This is a genomic window from Bacteroides sp. 2201st1_D9_2201SCRN_220225 (genome assembly GCF_040928965.1).
In the GTDB taxonomy this organism is placed as follows: Bacteria; Bacteroidota; Bacteroidia; order Bacteroidales; family Bacteroidaceae; genus Bacteroides; species Bacteroides stercoris.
Genome location: NZ_JBCODG010000064.1, coordinates 8,056 through 27,623 on the forward strand (window position 1 = coordinate 8,056; position 19,568 = coordinate 27,623).

The 19,568-nt window shown below is 51.8% G+C and carries 13 protein-coding genes and 2 pseudogenes; 14 read left to right on the forward strand and 1 reads right to left on the reverse strand.

The features are described from left to right. From AB5903_RS17315 to AB5903_RS17380, 14 genes and pseudogenes are all read left to right on the forward strand, one after another. A pseudogene (locus AB5903_RS17315) lies at positions 1-669 on the forward strand (viral A-type inclusion protein); the annotation flags it as partial. 1 nt (position 670) lies between these two features. Beyond that, positions 671-1,135, forward strand: a complete 465-nt coding sequence (locus tag AB5903_RS17320) for a hypothetical protein (RefSeq protein ID WP_005798248.1) — start codon at positions 671-673, stop codon at positions 1,133-1,135. 21 nt (positions 1,136-1,156) lie between these two features. Beyond that, positions 1,157-5,137 carry a hypothetical protein gene (locus AB5903_RS17325; protein ID WP_117892723.1) on the forward strand — a complete coding sequence of 1,327 codons (3,981 nt, stop codon included), beginning with the start codon at positions 1,157-1,159 and terminating at the stop codon, positions 5,135-5,137. A 13-nt stretch (positions 5,138-5,150) separates the two neighbouring features. Continuing rightward, positions 5,151-5,438: a hypothetical protein gene (locus AB5903_RS17330; protein WP_005798244.1), complete on the forward strand. Its 288-nt coding sequence runs from the start codon at positions 5,151-5,153 to the stop codon at positions 5,436-5,438. After that, positions 5,435-6,154: a hypothetical protein gene (locus tag AB5903_RS17335; RefSeq protein ID WP_007571287.1), complete on the forward strand. Its 720-nt coding sequence runs from the start codon at positions 5,435-5,437 to the stop codon at positions 6,152-6,154. Before AB5903_RS17330 ends, AB5903_RS17335 begins: the two co-directional genes overlap by 4 nt. Positions 6,155-6,156: 2 nt before the next feature. Then, positions 6,157-6,345, forward strand: a complete 189-nt coding sequence (locus tag AB5903_RS17340; RefSeq protein WP_007562482.1) for a hypothetical protein — start codon at positions 6,157-6,159, stop codon at positions 6,343-6,345. A gap of 25 nt (positions 6,346-6,370) precedes the next feature. After that, positions 6,371-12,922, forward strand: a complete 6,552-nt coding sequence (locus AB5903_RS17345) for a hypothetical protein (protein ID WP_368118077.1) — start codon at positions 6,371-6,373, stop codon at positions 12,920-12,922. Positions 12,923-13,051: 129 nt separating this feature from the next. After that, positions 13,052-13,285 carry a hypothetical protein gene (locus AB5903_RS17350; protein ID WP_008673799.1) on the forward strand — a complete coding sequence of 78 codons (234 nt, stop codon included), beginning with the start codon at positions 13,052-13,054 and terminating at the stop codon, positions 13,283-13,285. Positions 13,286-13,660: 375 nt separating this feature from the next. Further along, complete coding sequence (locus tag AB5903_RS17355) at positions 13,661-14,962, forward strand: reverse transcriptase domain-containing protein (protein ID WP_007562471.1); 1,302 nt, start codon at positions 13,661-13,663, stop codon at positions 14,960-14,962. Then, positions 14,959-15,444, forward strand: a complete 486-nt coding sequence (locus AB5903_RS17360) for a hypothetical protein (protein WP_007562469.1) — start codon at positions 14,959-14,961, stop codon at positions 15,442-15,444. The genes AB5903_RS17355 and AB5903_RS17360 overlap by 4 nt, the downstream gene beginning before the upstream one ends. A gap of 185 nt (positions 15,445-15,629) precedes the next feature. Further along, the gene (locus tag AB5903_RS17365; RefSeq protein ID WP_007562467.1) at positions 15,630-15,872 is read left to right on the forward strand and encodes a hypothetical protein; all 243 of its coding nucleotides are present in this window, start codon (positions 15,630-15,632) and stop codon (positions 15,870-15,872) included. 66 nt (positions 15,873-15,938) lie between these two features. Beyond that, the gene (locus AB5903_RS17370) at positions 15,939-16,577 is read left to right on the forward strand and encodes a thymidylate synthase (RefSeq protein ID WP_007562465.1); all 639 of its coding nucleotides are present in this window, start codon (positions 15,939-15,941) and stop codon (positions 16,575-16,577) included. Beyond that, positions 16,574-17,434: a DNA adenine methylase gene (locus tag AB5903_RS17375; protein ID WP_007562461.1), complete on the forward strand. Its 861-nt coding sequence runs from the start codon at positions 16,574-16,576 to the stop codon at positions 17,432-17,434. The genes AB5903_RS17370 and AB5903_RS17375 overlap by 4 nt, the downstream gene beginning before the upstream one ends. 379 nt (positions 17,435-17,813) lie before the next feature. After that, positions 17,814-19,109, forward strand: a complete 1,296-nt coding sequence (locus AB5903_RS17380; protein WP_195658198.1) for a glycoside hydrolase family 105 protein — start codon at positions 17,814-17,816, stop codon at positions 19,107-19,109. A 219-nt stretch (positions 19,110-19,328) separates the two neighbouring features. Here AB5903_RS17380 and AB5903_RS17385 read toward each other — a convergent pair. Then, positions 19,329-19,568: pseudogene (locus tag AB5903_RS17385) on the reverse strand (ECF transporter S component); the annotation flags it as partial.

Below are 19,568 nucleotides of genomic sequence, written 5' to 3' on the forward strand. Positions count from 1 at the left end.
GGCTATGGCGGGCGACTGACCGAGAAACTGGATGACTACATAGACCAGGCCGGCAAGCTGGAGGAACTGACCGACCAGCTGTATGAAGGGCTGACGGGCATTTCGTTCGACGGTATGTACAGCAGCTTCATCGACAACCTGATGAACATGAAGTACGGTGCCAAGGATGCGGCGGAGGATATATCCGAGTACTTCATGCGGGCGATGCTGAGCAACAAGATCGGTGAGATGTACAGCGACAAACTGAAAGGCTGGTGGGAGAAGTTCGGCAAGGCCATGGAGGACAACGAACTGACCGAGGCGGAACGGAACGCGCTGATGGAAGAGTACATGCAGTATATGGATGAAGCCCTTGCCCTGCGTGACAACCTGGCGGCAGCCACCGGTTATGACAAGACGCAGCAGGGCGGTACGAGCCAAAGTGCGAAAGCGGGCGGCTTTACGGCCATGACGCAGGACCAGGGCACGAAGCTGGAGGGCATGTTCACCGGCGGGCTGCAGCACTGGAGCAGCATGGACGACCGGCTGGAAAGCGTGGTGGAGAAGATGGACACGGCTGAAGGGCATCTGGCCCGGATAGCCGAGAACACCGGTGTGAGCGCCGGACACCTGGGCGAACTGAAGGAAGTGATAAAGAAAATGATACGTGACGGACTAAAAGTGAAGTGATATGGGCAATATACTGAGCGGACTGGTGCTGGTGAACGGCACGGACATCTGGACGGAATACGGCGTGTTCCTGGTGGAAGACCGACGCGGGGGCATGGAGAACCTGACGGCCATCCTGACCCCGAGCAAGGCCAAGAAGGATACGGCTGTGGACATACGGGAAGAGCACGGGGAAAAATACAGCCCCGTGCTGACCCCACGGAATGAAGCGCGTGACGTGACGCTGCATTTTGCGCTTTACAACAAGACCCAGGCAGGCTGGATGAAGCAGTACTTTGCCTTTGTGAATTTCCTGAAGCAAGGGAAGGACGGCTGGCTGGAGATCCGTTTCCCCCAGCTGGATCTGCAGCTGCGGGTGAAGTATGCCGACTGTACGAAGTTCACCCCGCTGACCTATCTGTGGACGGAAGGTGTGCATGCCGGAAAGTTCCGGGTAAAGTTCCGGGAACCGAAACCGATTATATAACCATTCAAACGCTATTAGAATATGCTTCTAACGATATATGATAAAGCCGGAACCAAGCGTGCGGATGTGGCCGTGAACGACAGCTCGACGCAAAGCAAGGAAGTGCAGGGAGACAATGTGCTTTCCCTGTCGTTCAGCTATTATGCCTTCCTGCCCCTGGATGTGAACGACTACACGGACTATCTGGGCGAACGGTACTGGCTGACAGAACGCTACACGCCGAAGCAGGTGAGCGATGGTGAATGGGAGTATAACCTGAAGCTGTACGGTATCGAGAGCCTGATCAAGCGGTTCCTGGTGCTGGAGACGACGGACGGGGACACCAACCCCCTGTTTACCCTGACGGCCACGCCCCGCGAGCATGTGGCGATGGTGGTGAAGGCTATCAATAACGGCATGGGCCACATTACTGACTGGAAGACGGGTACGGTGGAAGGTACGGAGCTGATCACGATAGACTACGAGGGGATGTACTGCGACGAAGCGCTGAAAGCCATCGCGGAAAAGGCAGGCGGCAAGGTGGAATGGTGGGTTGAGGGGCAGACTGTGAACGTGTGCCGCTGCGAACACGGGGAAGAAATCACCCTTGGCTATGGCAAGGGGCTGACCTCCCTGGAAAGAGATACGAGCAACACGGCCAAATTCTATACGCGCCTGTTCCCGGTAGGCTCGACCCGCAACATCGATGCGGAGAAATACGGCAGCCCGCGTCTGATGCTTCCCGGCGGCAGGAAGTACATCGAGCAGGGCGTGGAGGAATATGGCATCTATGACCATTACGAGCAGGATGCTTTCAGCGGCATCTTCCCCCGTCGGGTCGGTACGGTGAGCTCGGTTCGCAGCGAGGAGGTGGCAGACGATGAAGGAAACAAATTCACCGTCTATTATTTCCGGGACGGGGAACTGGACTTTGACCCCAACCTGTACGAGCTGGCGGGTGAGACAAAACGTGTGTCGTTCCAGACAGGCGACCTGGCCGGACTCGGGGAGAGTGACGACCACTATTTTGAGGTGAACTACGACAGCGCGGCACGTGAATTCGAACTGATCACCATCTGGCCCTACGATGACGACACCCAGCTGCCGGGCGGCAAGCTGGTGCCCCGAGCAGGCGACACCTATATCCTGTGGAATATCCGGATGCCGGATGAGTATTACCGGCTGGCCGAAGAGGAGTTTGCGGTTGCGGTGGACGAGTACAACCGGGACCACTGGCTGGACATTGCCGCCTACAAAGCCCCGACAGACCCGGTATACATCGAGGAGCACGGCATAGACCTGTTTGTGGGCAGACGGGTGAAGCTGGAGAGCCGGAAGTATTTCCCGGAAAAAGGCTACCGTCAGAGCCGTATCACCAAGATCAGCCGCAAGGTGAACGAACCCGGGCAGATGGACATCGAGATAAGCGATGCGCTGCAGGTGGGCAAGTTCGACAAGGTGACGGACAGCATCGGTGCGCTGAAAAGCTATACGAAATCAAAGACGGAAGGCGCTGCCCTTCCGGACATCATACGAAGCTGGGACAAGACGCTGCCCACGGACAACAACCTGTTTTCCGCCCGGCGCAGCCAGAAAGAGTTCCTGAGCAAGAACCAGCCGGACACAGCCAAAGAGTCCATCCGCTTCCTGAAGGGTGTGAGCTTTGGCGAGGCTGCTGGCGGCAAGCCCTGCGGCATCGTGGATGGTGAGGGCAATGCCGAATACTTGACTGCCGTGATCCGCGAACTGCTGCGCAGCACGGAGTTTGTGGACGGGCTGACCGGTGAGGGCTGGCAGCTGTGGATTGACCAGCTGACCGGACTGACAAACCTGACGGTGGACAAAGTGACTGCCCGGCAAAGCCTGGTGGCGCTGGAACTGCTGATCGAGAAGGTGCGCAGCGTGTGCGGCCAGCTGGTGGTGTCCGCTGCCAACGGCAAGATCAAGGACGTGGTGAAGCAGGGCGACAACTACCGCATCGTGTTTGAGCAGGAATCGGGCTTTGTGGCCCATGACCTGATGCGCTGTGCGGTTACGGGTGGTAAGAAACTAAAAGCATACTGGGTGGAGGTGGCTTCGGTGATAGCCGGCGGTGTGCTGGTCCCGGTAAGCGAGTTTGGCGGGGTGAAGCCGGAGGCAGGCGATGAGTGCGTGCTGATGGGCAACACCGAAAACCCGCTCCGGCAGAACCTTATATCCATTGCGGCCACGGAGGACGGGCAGCCCCGTATCGACATTCTGGACGGTGTGAAGGCCAAGAACTTCAACGGCTGCCTTCGTTGCCGGCTGGGTAAGCTGGACGGCATCAGGAGCAGCGCTTTCCCGGCAGACAAACAGCCGAAAGGAAACGGCCTGTATGCCGACAACGTGTGGCTGAAGGGTACGTTCGTGTTGATGACGGGCGAGGACATCCTGACGCGGTTTGAGATAACCGAGGGGAAAATCCATTCAGCCGTGGAAAGCTTGCGCAAGGAAATACGCGAAGAACAGAGTTATCTGGACAACAGCAGTTTTGCCGACGGCATGGACAAATGGAAGACGGGCAGCAAGGCTACGCTGTTCACCCTGGGCGGACGCTGGATCTGGGCGAACGGCGGTCCTTACGGTACGAAGCCGGACGGCCATGCCGAGATACGGACCGAAGGCAAGGTGCCTTATGCCTATATCCGGAACAGCTATATCATGCAGAAACTGGAGGACTTCCGGCTGGTACCGGAGTACCGGCAGACGAACAGCCAGGGCGAACGGGTGCCCGGCGTGGTGTATCTGTCGTTCAGCTACCAGGTTATCAAGGCCGGAAGGTTGAAAATAGAATTTGTGAACGCTGATAAGACCGGGTTTGAGAACTTCAACATGTTCGGCCATGAAGAGGACCTGCCCGTTGGCGGTGAGAAGATGTTCACGTTGGACGGACTTTGGAACGGCACTGGCGACTTCAAGCTGTCGTTTACGGGCGTGATTTACATTTCGCTGCTGGTGTTCAGCACCAACAAGGCGGACGCACTGGCCTATAAGTACCGTACACTGTTCGAACAGAGCGACCGGCTGGTAAAGATTTCAGCGGCGGTCTTCGACAAGGACGGTAATGCGCTGAAAGAGACGGGGCTTGTCATAAAGCCTGAAGGTTCCGGTCTGTATGCGCAGGACAATACAGGAAAGATTGCCCTTATCGGGGTGAGCGTGGAGGAAGAGGACGAGTACGGAAATACCGTGAGCAAAATCAAGCTGACAGCCGACCATATACAGCTGGAGGGACTGGTAACGGCCAACGGCAACTTCAAGATACTGGAAGACGGCAGCATTGAAACGACCAACGGTAAGTTTACCGGAGAGATAGACAGCAGCAAAGGGAAAATCGGCGGCTTTGAGATAGGGAACGGCCGTATCGGTTCTGTGGCCGACTCTCACGGGAGCGGTGGCGGTCTTGCCATTTATGATGATTTTTTCCGTGTCGGCGGCAGCAAAGGATATGTGATGTTCGGTGATGATGTGATACCGTCTTCTGCAGGAGGAGCTTTTACCGCTGTCGGTCGTATCGTGAACTCAGCCCCCAATATATACGGGAATTACGGCTTCGACCAAGCGAACTATGGATTGTTTATAGATGTTACCGGCGGTACGAAGAACTACGGTATCAGCAGCAATGCGGCATTACTTGCCCCGGCGTTTATCAATACGAAAGCCAAGCTGCTTACCTTCGGAAGTGGAAACTACACGGTGGATTTCTCACAACACAATATCATTTTGATGTATTACAATGAACCCAACTACAGTAAGGTAGAGGTTACGCTGCCGTCGGAAAGTTCTGTGGCATACAAGTTCGGCATGAGTTACTTGCCTACCGATTTTGCAGCCATTGTCACGTTCAGGGTCAGACCCGGTTCAAAGAATATCATACTAAAAGGTATCTATAACCACAATGAAGATTTGCAAAACTACGAGATGGCATCCGGGGACTCCGTAACGGTACTTATTACAAAAGCGGACGGATTCCGTTACCAGATATTGAATCATTCATCCTAAAAAACAGATATATATGAAAAAGTTAGATTTCAGGAATTTCAGCGTTCCCACCGGAATAACCCGTCAGACGAGGGAGGTTTTCGATGCACGTGAGCAGATAGCCGATTTGCTGTATACGCGTGTCAGTGGCATCAAGGCCCATCGGCTTGCGTTCAAGATTTTCGAGAGTACCGGCGAGACCGAGTTCAGCGATGAGGAAACCGGGATGATACACATGGCGGTGGAACGCTATTGTCTTCCCAATGTGATAGATGCCCTGAACGAAATCCTGGGCGGGTCAGAAACCGATAAAAACGAATGAGTATGGCAGAAATGACACAAGAAGAACTGGTTCAGGAAGTGCTGGACCGTGTACTCCAGAGTTCTACCGGCGTGGAGGACTTGGAGACCGTCACCTCGCTGAGCGGTGTGAAATCACTGCCCGGGGAGAAGGACGGCAAGATGGTGAACGTCCCCCTGGAACTGATAGGGAAGCCTGCGAGCGATGCCGCCGCCCGTGCCGAGGCTGCCGCCAAGAAAGCGGAAGGAGCCGTAGCCGGACTGGAGGAAAAGACCCAGGCCGCCACGGAAGCGGCCACCAAGGCCAACGAAGCGGCAGCCAAGGCAGAAAACGCCGCTGCCAAGGTGGAACAGACTACGGCAGCAGCCATCGGCGGGGCTACCGCACGCTTTTCCTCATGGATGGAAACAGGCAACGTTTTACCTGACAAGAGTACCAAACCGGGCGGCAGCGTAGTGTATGTAGCGGATGCCGGGAAGTTCGCCTACCACATGGACTCCACCCTGTACGGGGACTGGGATGTGGCGGGTGTGCCTCCTGCCGGCATATTCATGAATGCGGACCGGACAGCCATCCTGCCGGACAAGCTCTACCTGCTGGGTGATGCCGTATATACCGGAACAGGCGGCAGCCTGAGACTGCTGGCCTACCGGCATGAGGTGATGAGCGGGGAAGCTTACGAGGCGCTGCAGGACAAGGATGCGAATACGCTGTATCTGATTTATGAGGAGGATTGACGATGATAACCATAGGCGGTAAGGAAATAACGGCTGCGTATGTGGGGAAACGTGCCCTGTCGGCTGTCTATGCCGGGGCAAGACTGGTGTGGTCTGCGATAAGCAGCTGTTTCGGACTTGGATACTGGAAAGGCGACGAGCCGTGGAACGGATCGGACGCATGGAACGGTAGCAGTAAAACTGATAAATGAATGATTATTATAAAAGGACAGTATTATGGCAAAAAGGAAAATAAGCGGAATCATCAACGCGACCGAGCATCCGATGAATCTTGAAACACCATGGAATCAGAAACAGCCGGACGGCACCTATCATGCCTATGCAGGCGATGACATCGAAGCGTTCCTGAAGAAGGAACTGTCAAACCGTACCCCTACCGAGGAACTGGTGAGCGGCGAGACGAAACCTCCTACATCCGGAACGGTGTTCGATGCGATGGTGGGTACGGTGACGGACGTGGATGTGCAGGACAGCGAGGACGGCACCCAGTACGTGATGACCGTCAAGCAGAAGGACAACCAGGGCGGCGAGAGCTCGAAGGAAGTGCGCTTTTCCAAGTACACGGACGATGACAAGGTGGTGGTGAACATCGACCTGACGGACAGCGGCGGTGCGGGACTTCCCGCCTCGCAGTATCTGGCACTGGGCAGCGGCTTTGTGGTGAAATACTCCGTAGGTGTGGGCACTGCCGGTGGCGGTACGGTGGACGGCTACAGCGACCTGAAAGCCCGTGTAATCGTGAAACGCGGTTCGACCGTCATCAGTGAGTTCCGGGATGCGGAGTTTGTGGGCGTTACAGCCGGACAGAGCTATACCTTTGACGCTTCGCCCTATCTGAAGGATGCCACTGCCTATACCGTACAGGTGGAAGCGCAGGCAACTTACCAGGACGGCACGCTGATGAAGACGGCCACGGCCAAGGTGACCATGGTGGCCATGGAGCTGGAGACCACCTACTCGGCGGGCAACGGGCTGGCCGACGGGGGATATAAAAATGACGTGAACATCCCCTTTACTGCCAAGGGCACGAGCGGTGAGAAGAACATCTACTACCGCGTGAACGGCGGACAGGCCTTTACCCTCGGTCTTTCGGCCGGCAGCGGTGTGCAGCAGAAGAACGTGACCATCCCCCTGACACAGATGCAGGAGGGTACGAACGTGGTGGAAGCCTACGCGCAGCATGAGAACTCCGGTGTGGTGAGCCGGGTGCATTACATTACGCTGCTGAAGGCAGGCGGAGGTGTGACAGCGTATGCCGGCCTGATGTTCAGCCACCGGGCAGCGGGGTTCCAGCGTGACTGGAAACACCCGGTGCTGGAGGCAGAGCAGTTCACGGCATGGAACTTCACGTATGCCGGCTATGACCGCGATGCGTACACGGCCCGTGTGAAAGTGACCGACCGGGGCAGCGTGGTGAAGGAAGACCTGCTGCAACGCGGTGAGACCGGCAGCTACGGACGGACGAACGTGAACGTGGAACCGTTGGACTACCGTGTGTCATGCGGCGATGCCGTGCTTGAGGTGCAGGTGAACACCACATCGCACCCGGACATTGAAGCCACGCTGGCACCGGATGCCGTGTGTACGTTTGACGCCTTCGGGCGAAGCAACACGGAAAACAACCCGGCAAGCTGGGTGAGCGGTGACAAGCGTATGGAGTTCCGGGACGTGCTGTGGAGCGTGAACGAATATGGTGCCGGTAGCGGCTGGCACAAGGACCGCCTGCTGCTGGCCGGTGGTGCAGGTATGACCCTGACCGCTGACGGCGGTTACCGCCCCTTCAACGAGGCGGACAAGCCCGAGGGATTTGCCATCCGTGACGTGGGCATGACGCTGGAGATAGAATACAGCACGGCCAACGTGACGGATACGGATGCCGAGCTGATCACCTGCCTGGGGCAGCTGGACAACGGCAACCGGTACGGGCTGATTGTGACTCCGGAAGAGGCCAAGTTCCTGACCGGTGTGGTGACCGAGGCGATGGATGCCGGACAGATGCTGCGCTATGAAGACTCGGTGGGTACCAAGTTCCAGCCGGGTACGAATATCCGCATTACCTACGTGTTCTATCCGAACGTGCAGACCAACGAACAGCGCACGCTGATCGGTTTCTATGTGAACGGTGAAGAGTCGGCTGCTTCCAAGTGGCTCGACAAGGTGAATTTTGACATTCAGAGCCAGTTGGAATTTAAGTCGGCGGGTGCCGACCTGAACGTGAAGAGCGTGCGTATCTATAACAAGGCGCTGACCTCGGACGAGGTGCTGAACAACTACATCGTGGACCGCAACCACCTGGAGGATGCCGACGGGGAACCGGGCGTGCGCTCACTGGATGAGGACAACCGCGTGCTGAATGAAGGAGATACGGTGAGCATGGAGAAGCTGATGGGGCTGATGAAGAAGCGCCGGAACTCGATCCTGGTACTGATAGGCACGGGCAGCGTGGGCAGTGAGGTTCCGAGCGACAGCGACACGCTGAACGTGGTGGATGCACTGGCCCAGCTGAACGACAAGAAGGCCAACAAACTGGTAAGGGAGGTCCGTTTCTATAACGGAGAGGACAGGACGCTTGACTTTATCCTTACCAACGTATATGTCCGTATTCAGGGTACTTCTTCCGTGAACTATGCCAGAAAGAACTTCCGTTTCTACTTCCAGAAGACGGCAAGCGGCTGGACGGTTACATTGAGCTACGGGGAGATTGACGGAAACGGCAGGCAGAAGAATCCGGTGGTAACTACCGGCAAAAAAAATCTCTTCAAGTTACGCAGGAACTCGGTAGGCGCGAAGCTGGCATGTTCCAAATGCGACTTCTCGGACTCGTCCATGACCACCAATACCGGAGGTGCGAAGCTTATCAATGACGGACTGAAAGAGATGGGGCTGCTTACGCCTGCCCAGCGTTACGCCAAAGACCATGGGCTGAAGGACGATTACCGTTCGGCCATCGACGGCCTGCCGTGCGACCTGTTCGTAGCGAAGAGTGCCGACGAAGACCTGACCTATTACGGCCAGTACAACATGAACAACGAGAAGAGCGACAGCTACCCCATCTTCGGGCAGGATGAGACCATCGGCGGCGAGAAATGGGGCGAGGGCGACACGCTGAACTACCTGGAAGCCGACGAGGAAGGACACAAGCAGTACCTGCCCGTCTGCTTCGAGACGCTGAACAACTCCAATCCGCTGTGCCTGTTCCACTGGTTGCCGAGTACCGAACCGGAGCATAAGGATTTCATGGACTACAACTTTGACGGAGGACTGGAATTTAATCATCCGAAAGATACCTTCTGGTCGGACGGAGGCGGTGACGCGGAGGAAGAACCGAACCTGAAAGACCACCTCGGTACCGGTGACAAGTACGACAAGATGTACAAGGCCACCGACCGCATGATGAGTTTCGTCTACCGGTGCGTAAAGGAAACGCCTGCGGGCAGGAACATGGTTTACAGCACGGAATCCCATTCGTTCGAGGGGGTGGACTATGAGGACGACGGCGACAAGTTCCCTACCGCCAAGTGGCAGAGCGATACGTTCAGGAAAGAGGCATCGAAGTATTTCGACCTTCCCCACCTGATTGCCTACTATCTGTACGTGCAGTTCAACCTCGGCGTGGACCAGCTTGCGAAGAACATGCTTATCCGCACATGGGACGGTGTGAAATGGTTGATTGACTATTATGACGGCGACTGCCAGCTCGGTTCTGACAACAAGTCGTTCCTGACCGGGAAGTATGACGACAACCGCCAGACGAAGCGCGACGGGGCTTATGTGATGCAGGGTCATAACTCGTGGCTGTGGAACCTCATCGTGGCCAATTGCTGGGACATGATTGTGGAGATTATGGTGAGCGGATGGAACGGGGGCGCAAGCTTCATGAGTGCTTTCAGTATCCAGAAAGCCATTGACCATTTCGATACCGAACAGATGAAGAAGTGGTGCTCGCGCCTCTATAACAAGTCCGGCATCTTCAAATACATCTATCCGTTCCTGAACGAAATGCCGGTGGGTGCGGACGGAGCCAAACAGACCTATCCGCAAATCTACGGTCTGAAGGGTTCGTTGAAAGCACACCGAAACTACTTCATCCAACGCCGGTATGACCTGAAGCAGGTGGAGTACGGCTATGTATCCACGCTGGGTGCCCAGTTCTACCAGAGTACGGCATCGCTGGACAAGGCCTACACGCTGAAACCGATGCAGTACCGTCTGACCATTCCGTACCGTGTGCAGCTTTCCACCAGCAACGGCGTGCAGGCCGACAGCGGCGTGGTGGATGCGGACGTGCTCCACTCGTTGCAGCTGACCCGTGCCTTCGGTGAAAATGACCCGTTGAAGATCATCGGTGCGGCGAAAGTCAAGGAACTGGTTTGGCATGAGGATGCGTTCGCAATCGGCTTCAACTTCGGTCTGCTGACCTCACTGGTAAAACTCGACATGAGCGTGGAGAAAGCCAGCGGTTACCGGAATGGCTCGTTCATGGCTTCGACGAACGGCATGCTGCTTCTGGAAGAAGTGAACATACGGAACAACCGGCTGGCCCGGAACGGGGACAACGGCAATGTGGCTACTTTGGACTTGAGCTGGCAGGGCCGCCTGAAGAAACTGGACGTGAGGGGTACGGGGCTGACCCGTGTGAAACTGGCCACCGGTGCGCCCGTTGTGCAGTTATGCCTGCCGGACACGATTGAGGAACTGTTCCTGGAATATCTGACCAAGCTGTCCGACAGTGGCCTGATACTGGAAGGCATCAATAATGTGCGGGGCTACCGCTACACCAACTGCCCCGGCATCGACGGGTTCGCTATGCTGGAACGCCTTCACCAGGCCAGACTGAACGGCAGCGGCAAGCTGGAACGCTTCGTGCTGGAGATAGACCGGGAAGACGACGGAACCCTGCTGAAGAAGTATTACGACTACGGAACGTATACGCAGACGGGTGCCGTGGATGACCGGCATTCGGGACTGAGGGGCAAGCTGACCCTGACGAAGTATCTGGCTGATGAGGAACTGGAGAAGTATGCCGCCCGTTATCCGGAACTGACCATCAAGCAGCCGCCCTATACGATGATTGAGTTTGACGACAGTGTGGCCGACGATGCCAATGTTTCGAACCTGGACAACAAGACGGGGTACAAATTCGGCAATACGTACAAAATGAGCGGGCATGTGAATGCCATCCTGTCCAAGCGCCACCGCGTATTGGCCAAGGTGACCAGGATGCCCACGAGCCGGAAGGTGGAGATAGCCGGGCAGCAGGTGGAAGTGAACAACCCGGACGGGGAGATGACCTATTTCCCCCTGCATGACGAAAGCTCGAACTTCTATGCCGATGCGGAGGATATGAACGATTGCACGGTGGCGAAGCTGGACGGCAGCGAGGGAGACTGGATGATGTATGAGCCGTTTTACTGGAGCAAAGGCATCAACGATTATTTGAACAACAAGAAGTACGCCTGCTACAGCAGTTATCCGGAGGACGAAATGCCCCCGATTCCGGACGCGACGGTACTGACACTGGATGCCATCAAGGAGACACAGGGCGGCTGGCTGGGTGAACGCAAGATCATGAGCGGCAAGCCCACGCTGATGGAATCCTATACGACGGACAAGGCTTATTCCGTGTGCAAAGTGGACGTGTCGGGTTACAGACGTGTCCGCTTCCCGAGCGTTCCAGGAACAGGGCTTATCGGCAGTGTGTTTGCTGATGCGGAGGGAAACATCCTGAAGAGTATTGTGGTGCCGACCATCGGCTTGAAATTTGAAGCCGGCATGTATCTGATAGCAGACGTTCCGGAACGTGCTACAGCCCTGCATTTCTCCATTCTGAACACGGCAGAGTTTGACTGCGTGGTGCTGAGCAACAGCGACAAGATAGAGGACATGGAACCGGATTGGGTGGCCAATGAGGAACATCTGTGTGCCGTTGTGGGCAGTTCTGTAGTGGGCAGCAAGTTGCGTGCCTGCATAACCGGAGCTTCGACCACGGCAAGCATGACATGGACGGACTTCCACTATTACAGCCAGCAGCGTGGCATGCAGCAGATAGATGCCCTGATGCACAGCCGCATCGCGAACCTGAGCTATGCAAAGTACGGGCGTAGGGACATGCAGGAACAATGCGGTGCCGGTCAGCATAACAATAACCGGACAACGGGTGGAACGGCCGACCATGGAATGACAGACACCATCGGCTATGACGAAGCGTATGTCATCAACAACAAAATCACGAATTCGCTGATTGACGGCTTGGTGCATCAGTATGCCTGGTATAAGAGCCGGGACGAATACGGACAGGCGACCGTGGTGCAGGTGAACAATATCTGCTGCCTGGGCTACGAGGACATCTACGGCAACAAGTATGACATGATGGACGGCGTGGATCTGCCGAATGACAGCGGCAACCAGGGCAAATGGCGCATCTGGATGCCTGACGGCAGTATCCGTATGGTACAGGGCAAGAAGGACAGCGGTCAGTGGATTACAGGCGTGGCGCACGGCAAGTATATGGACATGGTTCCGGTAGGTAATTTGAACGGATCATCTTCCACCTACTATACCGACATGTACTGGATAAGCACCGCTACAGTCCGTGTGGTCTCTCGCGGGTACGACAGTGCGAATGCGAATGGCGGTGTGTCGAGTGCGTATGCGAATTACGATGCTTCGTTTACGTATGCGCATGTCGGCTCGCGTCTGGCCTTCCGCGGCAAAATCGTCCGGGCGCAAAGCGTGGCAGCGTACAAGGCGATACGCGAGGTGGCGTAAGCGCAAAGCGCCAAAGCGTGGAGCGAAGCGACTAAAACGAAAGAACGGGATTCGGATGGTTTCCGAATTCCATTTAAAAGGTATTCAAATACCGGCGAAGCCGGTCGAAAAAATAGAATTTTGAGGTATATGAAAAAGATTATCGCATTTTTTAAAATGAGTAACCGTTACAAGCATCTTATCGGTGGTTTGATGGTAGGTCTATTGGGATTTACTCCTTGGACGGCCTTTTATGCTGCGGCCATTGCAGCTTCCTGTCTGGAACTGAAAGATACTCTTCGGGGAAGTCCTTGGGACTGGATTGATTGGGGGCTCACCGTCGCGGGTGGCAGTATATCCGTTTTATTTTGGATGATAGTGTAATTCGTTTATCTGTTTTGCCTGTTAAATCAGTAACTTTGCAAGCGGTAGAGTTCCCCAATAGTCCGTGTGGTCTATCGCGGGTACAACAATGCGAATGCGAATGGCGGTGTGTCGAATGCGAATGCGAATAACGATGCTTCGAATACGAATGCGAATGTCGGCTCGCGTCTGGAAATCTAACAAATCGGCGTACAGCAGCGGGGACGTGTCCCCGAAGCGGTGCCGAGGGGAGCAAGCCACAGCAACAGCACCAGAAAAGGTGGAAAGCTGAAAAATCACGCGTCGGGTGGAGTTTGGTAGGCTGTTATCAGTTCGAAGAAGTCAGACCCAGGGAAAGGAAGGCCCTCATCTTCCATGTTTATTAACCAATAGCTTATGCGCAGGGAAGGATATATTATCGAGGAAATCATCGAATACTCCAATATGTCGGAGGCATTCGATTCGGTACTTCGCGGAACCGATCGTAAGAGGTCAAGGCAGGGACGATTCCTGCTTGCCCATAGGGAGAAGATTATCACCGAACTGACGGCTTCCATTGCGGACGGCTCATTCCGGCTGGGCGGCTACCATGAGAGGGAAATTGAAGAATACGGTAAAAAACGTATTTTGCAGATCCTGTCCATGAAAGACCGCATCGCTGTGTTTGCCATCATGAATGTGGTGGACCGCCACCTGCAAAAACGTTATATCCGGACAACCGGTGCAAGCATCAAAAGGCGCGGTACTCATGACCTGATGAACTGCATACGTACCGATTTGCAAAAAAATCCGGAAGGCACGCTTTACGCATACAAATTTGACATCCGGAGGTTTTATGACAATGCGCGGCAGGACTTTGTTATGTGGTGCTTCCGGAGGGTGTTCAAGGACAAAAGGCTGTTGGTCTTGTTGGAGCGGTTTGTTAAGCTGCTGCCAGAAGGTATCAGTTTCGGACTGCGCAGTTCACAAGGGGCAGGAAATCTGCTTCTGTCTGTATTTTTAGACCACTATCTGAAGGATAAGTACGGGGTTCGTTATTACTATCGCTATTGCGATGACGGACTGGTACTCGGTAAAACGAAAGCGGAATTGTGGAAGATTCGTGATGCTGTTCACGGGCAAATGGGAAAAATAGACTTGGAAATAAAGCCGAATGAACGGGTGTTCCCTGTGGAAGAAGGCATTGATTTCCTTGGCTATGTTATCCGTCCCGACTATGTAAGATTGCGGAAACGCATCAAACAGAAGTTTGCCCGGAAAATGCACGAGGTAAAATCGAGAAAAAGACGGCGGGAACTGATTGCCAGTTTCTACGGCATGACGAAGCACGCCGACTGTAATAAGTTGTTTAAAAAATTAACAGGCAAAGAAATGAGAAGTTTTAAAGACTTGAATGTCGCTTACAAGCCGGAAGACGGTAAAAAGCGATTCCCCGGAGTGGTGGTAAGCATCCGGGAACTGGTAAACTTACCCATTGTAGTGAAGGACTTTGAGACCGGTATCAAAACCGAGCAGGGAGAAGACCGCTGTATTGTGGCCATCGAAGTGAACGGCGAGGCAAAGAAGTTCTTCACCAACAGCGAGGAAATGAAGAATATTCTCGCACAAGTAAAGGAAATGCCGGATGGTTTCCCGTTTGAAACGACCATCAAGACAGAGACATTCGGCAAAGGTAGAACCAAATACGTGTTTACATGAGAAGAGTTGAAGGAAGTTCCGGGGTTTCGCTGATGGAATGCACGAACCCGGTTAAAGACAAATGGCGCATCCGATGGGATGTGCAGGAAAAAGAGAACGGCTCTGCCTCCTACATGGAAGAGGAGTTCGGGCATAAGCCTACTGATGAGGAAATCCACACATTGGTTATGTCCTGGTATAACAGCCAGACTGATGCGGCTATCCTATCCGGATTCGCCTATAATGGTGCCCATGTATGGCTTTCTGTGGAGAACCAGTACAACTATAAGGCAGCATACGATTTGGCCGTTCAGACGGGCGGAGAAACCCTGCCAGTGACGTTTAAGTTTGGTTCGGATGAACAACCGGAATACCATACTTTTACTCAGTTAGAAGAACTGAAAGATTTCTATACAAAAGCAGTAGGATTCATTCAGACAGTTCTGGCTGAAGGCTGGGAAAAAAAGGACAAGTTCAATTTGGAATTATATCGGATTGAGTGATTGACAATCCCTTCGGGGGAGGGATAAAAAAAGCCCCCGGCCTGTTAATATAGACGCCAATCATTTATTAACACAAAACGCCACGAGAGTGCGCGACCGGGGGCAATGCCCTCTGCCGCACTCTCGTGGCGTTTTTACGCATTAAATAAATGATTGGCATTGCAAAAGTACAAAAATGATTGGATATGACATTGTTTGAAGCACTTAAATTTAACAGAGAACCGCTTGAAATGCTTATAAGTTTGGGCGGCAAGCAGGATGACCTTCGATTCATAGACTTATATACGGAGTATGAGGTCATGAAAAAACAAGGTGAAAAGACCACTTATGCAGTGGCGTTTTTGGCAAATAAATATTCGGTAAGCGAACGTAAGGTGTATGATGTTATCAAACGGTTTGGAAAGCACTGCACGCTCGGTGCAGTGTGATTGATGTGCCGGGGATGCCTTGTGTTGTCCGGTAGAGCTACCTTTGTACAACCAAAAATAAAGCTCATGAATAAGTATTACCAGACATTAGACAAGATACTCCAAACGGGCAAAATCCAGACCAATAGGAAAGGGCGTATCAAGTATCTATTAAACGAAAGGCTCATGCTAACCCCCGCTGATTTACTTGACATATTTGAAAGCCACGGGATAGCCAGGAAAAAGCTGAAAGAGGAATTGAAACTGTTTATGCAAGGAGTCCGGGATGTGGAAAAATACAAAGAGGCAGGGATTACCTGGTGGGATTATTGCGGCCATACCCTTGTAAACAGCTATCCAACTTACTTTGAAAAGCTTCCACCCCTCATAACCAGGATTAACCGGGAAAAGCGCAACAGCAAGAATTATGTCCTGTTTCTTGGAGAAACCGGGGTGGAAAGCAACCAGGCACCCTGCCTGAGTCTTGTGCAGTTCCAAATTGATGAGGGAGAATTGGTGCTATCTGCATATCAGCGTAGTTCTGATGCGAACCTTGGGCTTCCGGCTGATATTTATCATCTTTATCTGATGGCAAGGCAGGTGGAGCTTCCCCTGAAGTCCATAACCCTTGACCTTGGAAATGTGCATATATATGAAAATAACATTGACCGGACTCTGGAACTGTTATCCGGAGTTGAAAACATTAAATTTGACTTGAACGTATGAAGAATATGAATTTATCTGCACCACTGCCATTTGTAGGCCAAAAAAGAATGTTTGCTAAAGAGTTTATTAAAGTTTTGGAACAGTTCCCTGAAGATACCGTGTTTGTGGACTTGTTTGGCGGTTCCGGACTTCTTTCGCATATAGCCAAAAGAAGCAAGCCCGATGCTACTGTTGTCTACAATGACTTCGACAACTACCGGTTCAGACTGAAAAATATCCCACAGACAAATAAACTGCTTGCCGATATTAGGGAGCTGGTGGGTAATTCGATACCCAAACATAAACCAATTAAAGGGGAACTTAGAGAACGCATTTTTAAACGTATCGAGGAAGAAGAACTAAATGTTGGGTACGTGGATTTTATAACCTTATCATCCTCACTTATGTTCTCCATGAAGTATAAATTGTCTGTAGCCGAAATGCGCAAGGAAGTCCTTTATAACAACATTCGCAAGACCGGTTATCCGGAGTCTTCTGACTACTTAAAAGGGCTTGAAATTGTATCATGCGACTACAAAGCAGTATTCAACCAATATAAGGATGTTCCCGGAGTCGTCTTTTTAATTGATCCGCCTTATCTTTCCACTGATGTTGGTACGTACAATATGTATTGGCGCTTGTCTGATTATTTGGATGTTTTAAAGATACTCGAAAAGCATTCCTTCGTTTATTTCACATCCAATAAATCCTCCATACTTGAACTGTGTGAATGGATTGGAGCAAACAAAACCATTGGCAATCCTTTTGAGGGTTGTACAAAAAAGGAATTCAATGCCCACATGAATTATTCTGCCGAATATACAGACATGATGCTGTATAAGAAACAGGAAAAATTAGTTCATAAAACAGCTGCTTAGCACTGAACAAAGATACAATTTTTCAAGTAGAAGGCCAAACTTTTGAGCCTTATTTTAATGCCGTTATAAAGCCATTTTTTATGAAATTATAAAGCCGAAACAGAGGTCATTACAAAACTTTTGTTTCGGCTTTTTGAGTGTTGCGCGCTTTCCTTTTTTGAACGCTTCGTTTTGTCCTTTTCCCTGAAAATCGAACGCTTCGTTTCGGATTCTGCGGAAATTTGGATTTGCGGATTATAAATGATGGTATGCCGGACGAGTTTGAAGACAAATACGGCCTTGATAAGAATGATCCGGCAGATGCCATGAAAGTAGCGTCTAATGGATATACGAATATAGAGAATTATATATTTCTGATTAAATAGAATACCGAATGATGATGAAAAAGTTATGTCTTGTTTTTATAAGCATATTGCAACTGTGTAACGTGTCGGCAGGGGCGCAAACGAATGACAAAGTCAAGGAGATGGCAATGAAGATAGCTGATCGTATTTTGGCGTCCACGACTTATGAGTTTGTGGATAAGAAAAGCGGAAAGACCTATACATCCTTAAAGAATATGCCTTTGAATAAAGCGGTGAAAGTCAGGAGTAAATATCTTGATTGGCACTACACGAACGGAGTTACTAATATTGCTTTAATGGAATTGGGTAATAAGCTGGATAACTCCAAATACGAAAACTACGTATTGAAGAATATGAATTTCGTATTTGATGAGGACAATCAATCTTATTTCCGTAGATTGTATGAGGAAACGTTGAAGAATGAAGGATGGAAAGCGGTGAATGCCTTGAATTGGCACATGATTTATCGTAATAAACGTCTGGACGATAACGGGCCGATGGGAGCAAGTTTGATTGATTTGAGCCGGAAACATCCTAATGCGGCATTCCGGAAATATATTGAAAGTACCAATCATCATTTAATGTTCTCCGAACCCCGGCTTGCCGATGGCACTATTGCCCGATTGTGGCCGCACGTGAATACGGTGTGGGCCGATGATGCTTTTATGGCTCTTTCCTTTTTGGTAAGAATGGGAGAGATGACAGGAGATAATAAGTATTTCGATGATGCTGCCAATCAGATATTGAATTACACCCGCTATCTATGGTGTCCCGAGAAGGGAGTCTATTATCACTGTTATCATACAGACACGAAGATACACGGAGTAGCTCATTGGTCAAGAGCCAACGGATGGGTATTTATGGCAACGGCAGATTTACTGTCGAGAATGCCCGAAAATCATCCTATGCGCGAAGATGTCATTAAGAACTTCCGGATGCAGACGGATGGGGTAATCCGTTATCAGGGCGCTAACGGATTATGGCATCAGTTGCTCGACAAACCAGATTCTTATGAAGAGATAACGGGAACGGCCATGTTTGTTTTCGGCATTGCCAAGGGAGTTAAAGAAGGATGGTTACATTCCGATTATATTTATGTGGCATGGGAAGGCTTGAAAGGTATGCTGACAAAAATCACCCCTGAAGGTGATGTTACCGCTATTTGTGCCGGTACGGGAATTATGCCTTCTTTATCATTTTATTATAATCGCCCTCAATGGAAAAACGACCCTATGGGTGAAGGACCTGTTTTAAGAGCATTGGTCGAGATGATTGATGCACCTGCTTATACGGAAATTAAAGCGGAACAGCAATATGACAAGATAAAATAGAGGTTGTATCTCTTGGTTACAGCAACTAACGTTTTTTATTCTCGTAGATTATATTTGGTTGAAACCTTAGAATTCAAAAAGCAGGAAAAGCTCATCCTATCTTTCTCTGATTATTGATTCTAAGGTTTTCTTTTGGTTGAGGCCAAATATCCTCTATGCTTTTCGTAAAACTGTATACCGAAACAGTTCCGAACCTTTTTTAATATTTCTACAAGGTTATTACAGCGATGCGCTATACTTTATCAGCGCATAGCCGCCTACTACCTGCATTGCCATTCCCGGCAGCCCGATACGGAAATCCTGTACGGCTTGGAAGAAGCTGCCCACCATAGCCCATTCGCCCAAAGTACCTGCTACCTGATAGAACAGTACAACGGCCAATAGGATAGGTAGAGAGATACGGTTGAAACGATGTGCTGCCCAGCCGGCTGCTGCTGCCAGTAATACGGACTTCAACAG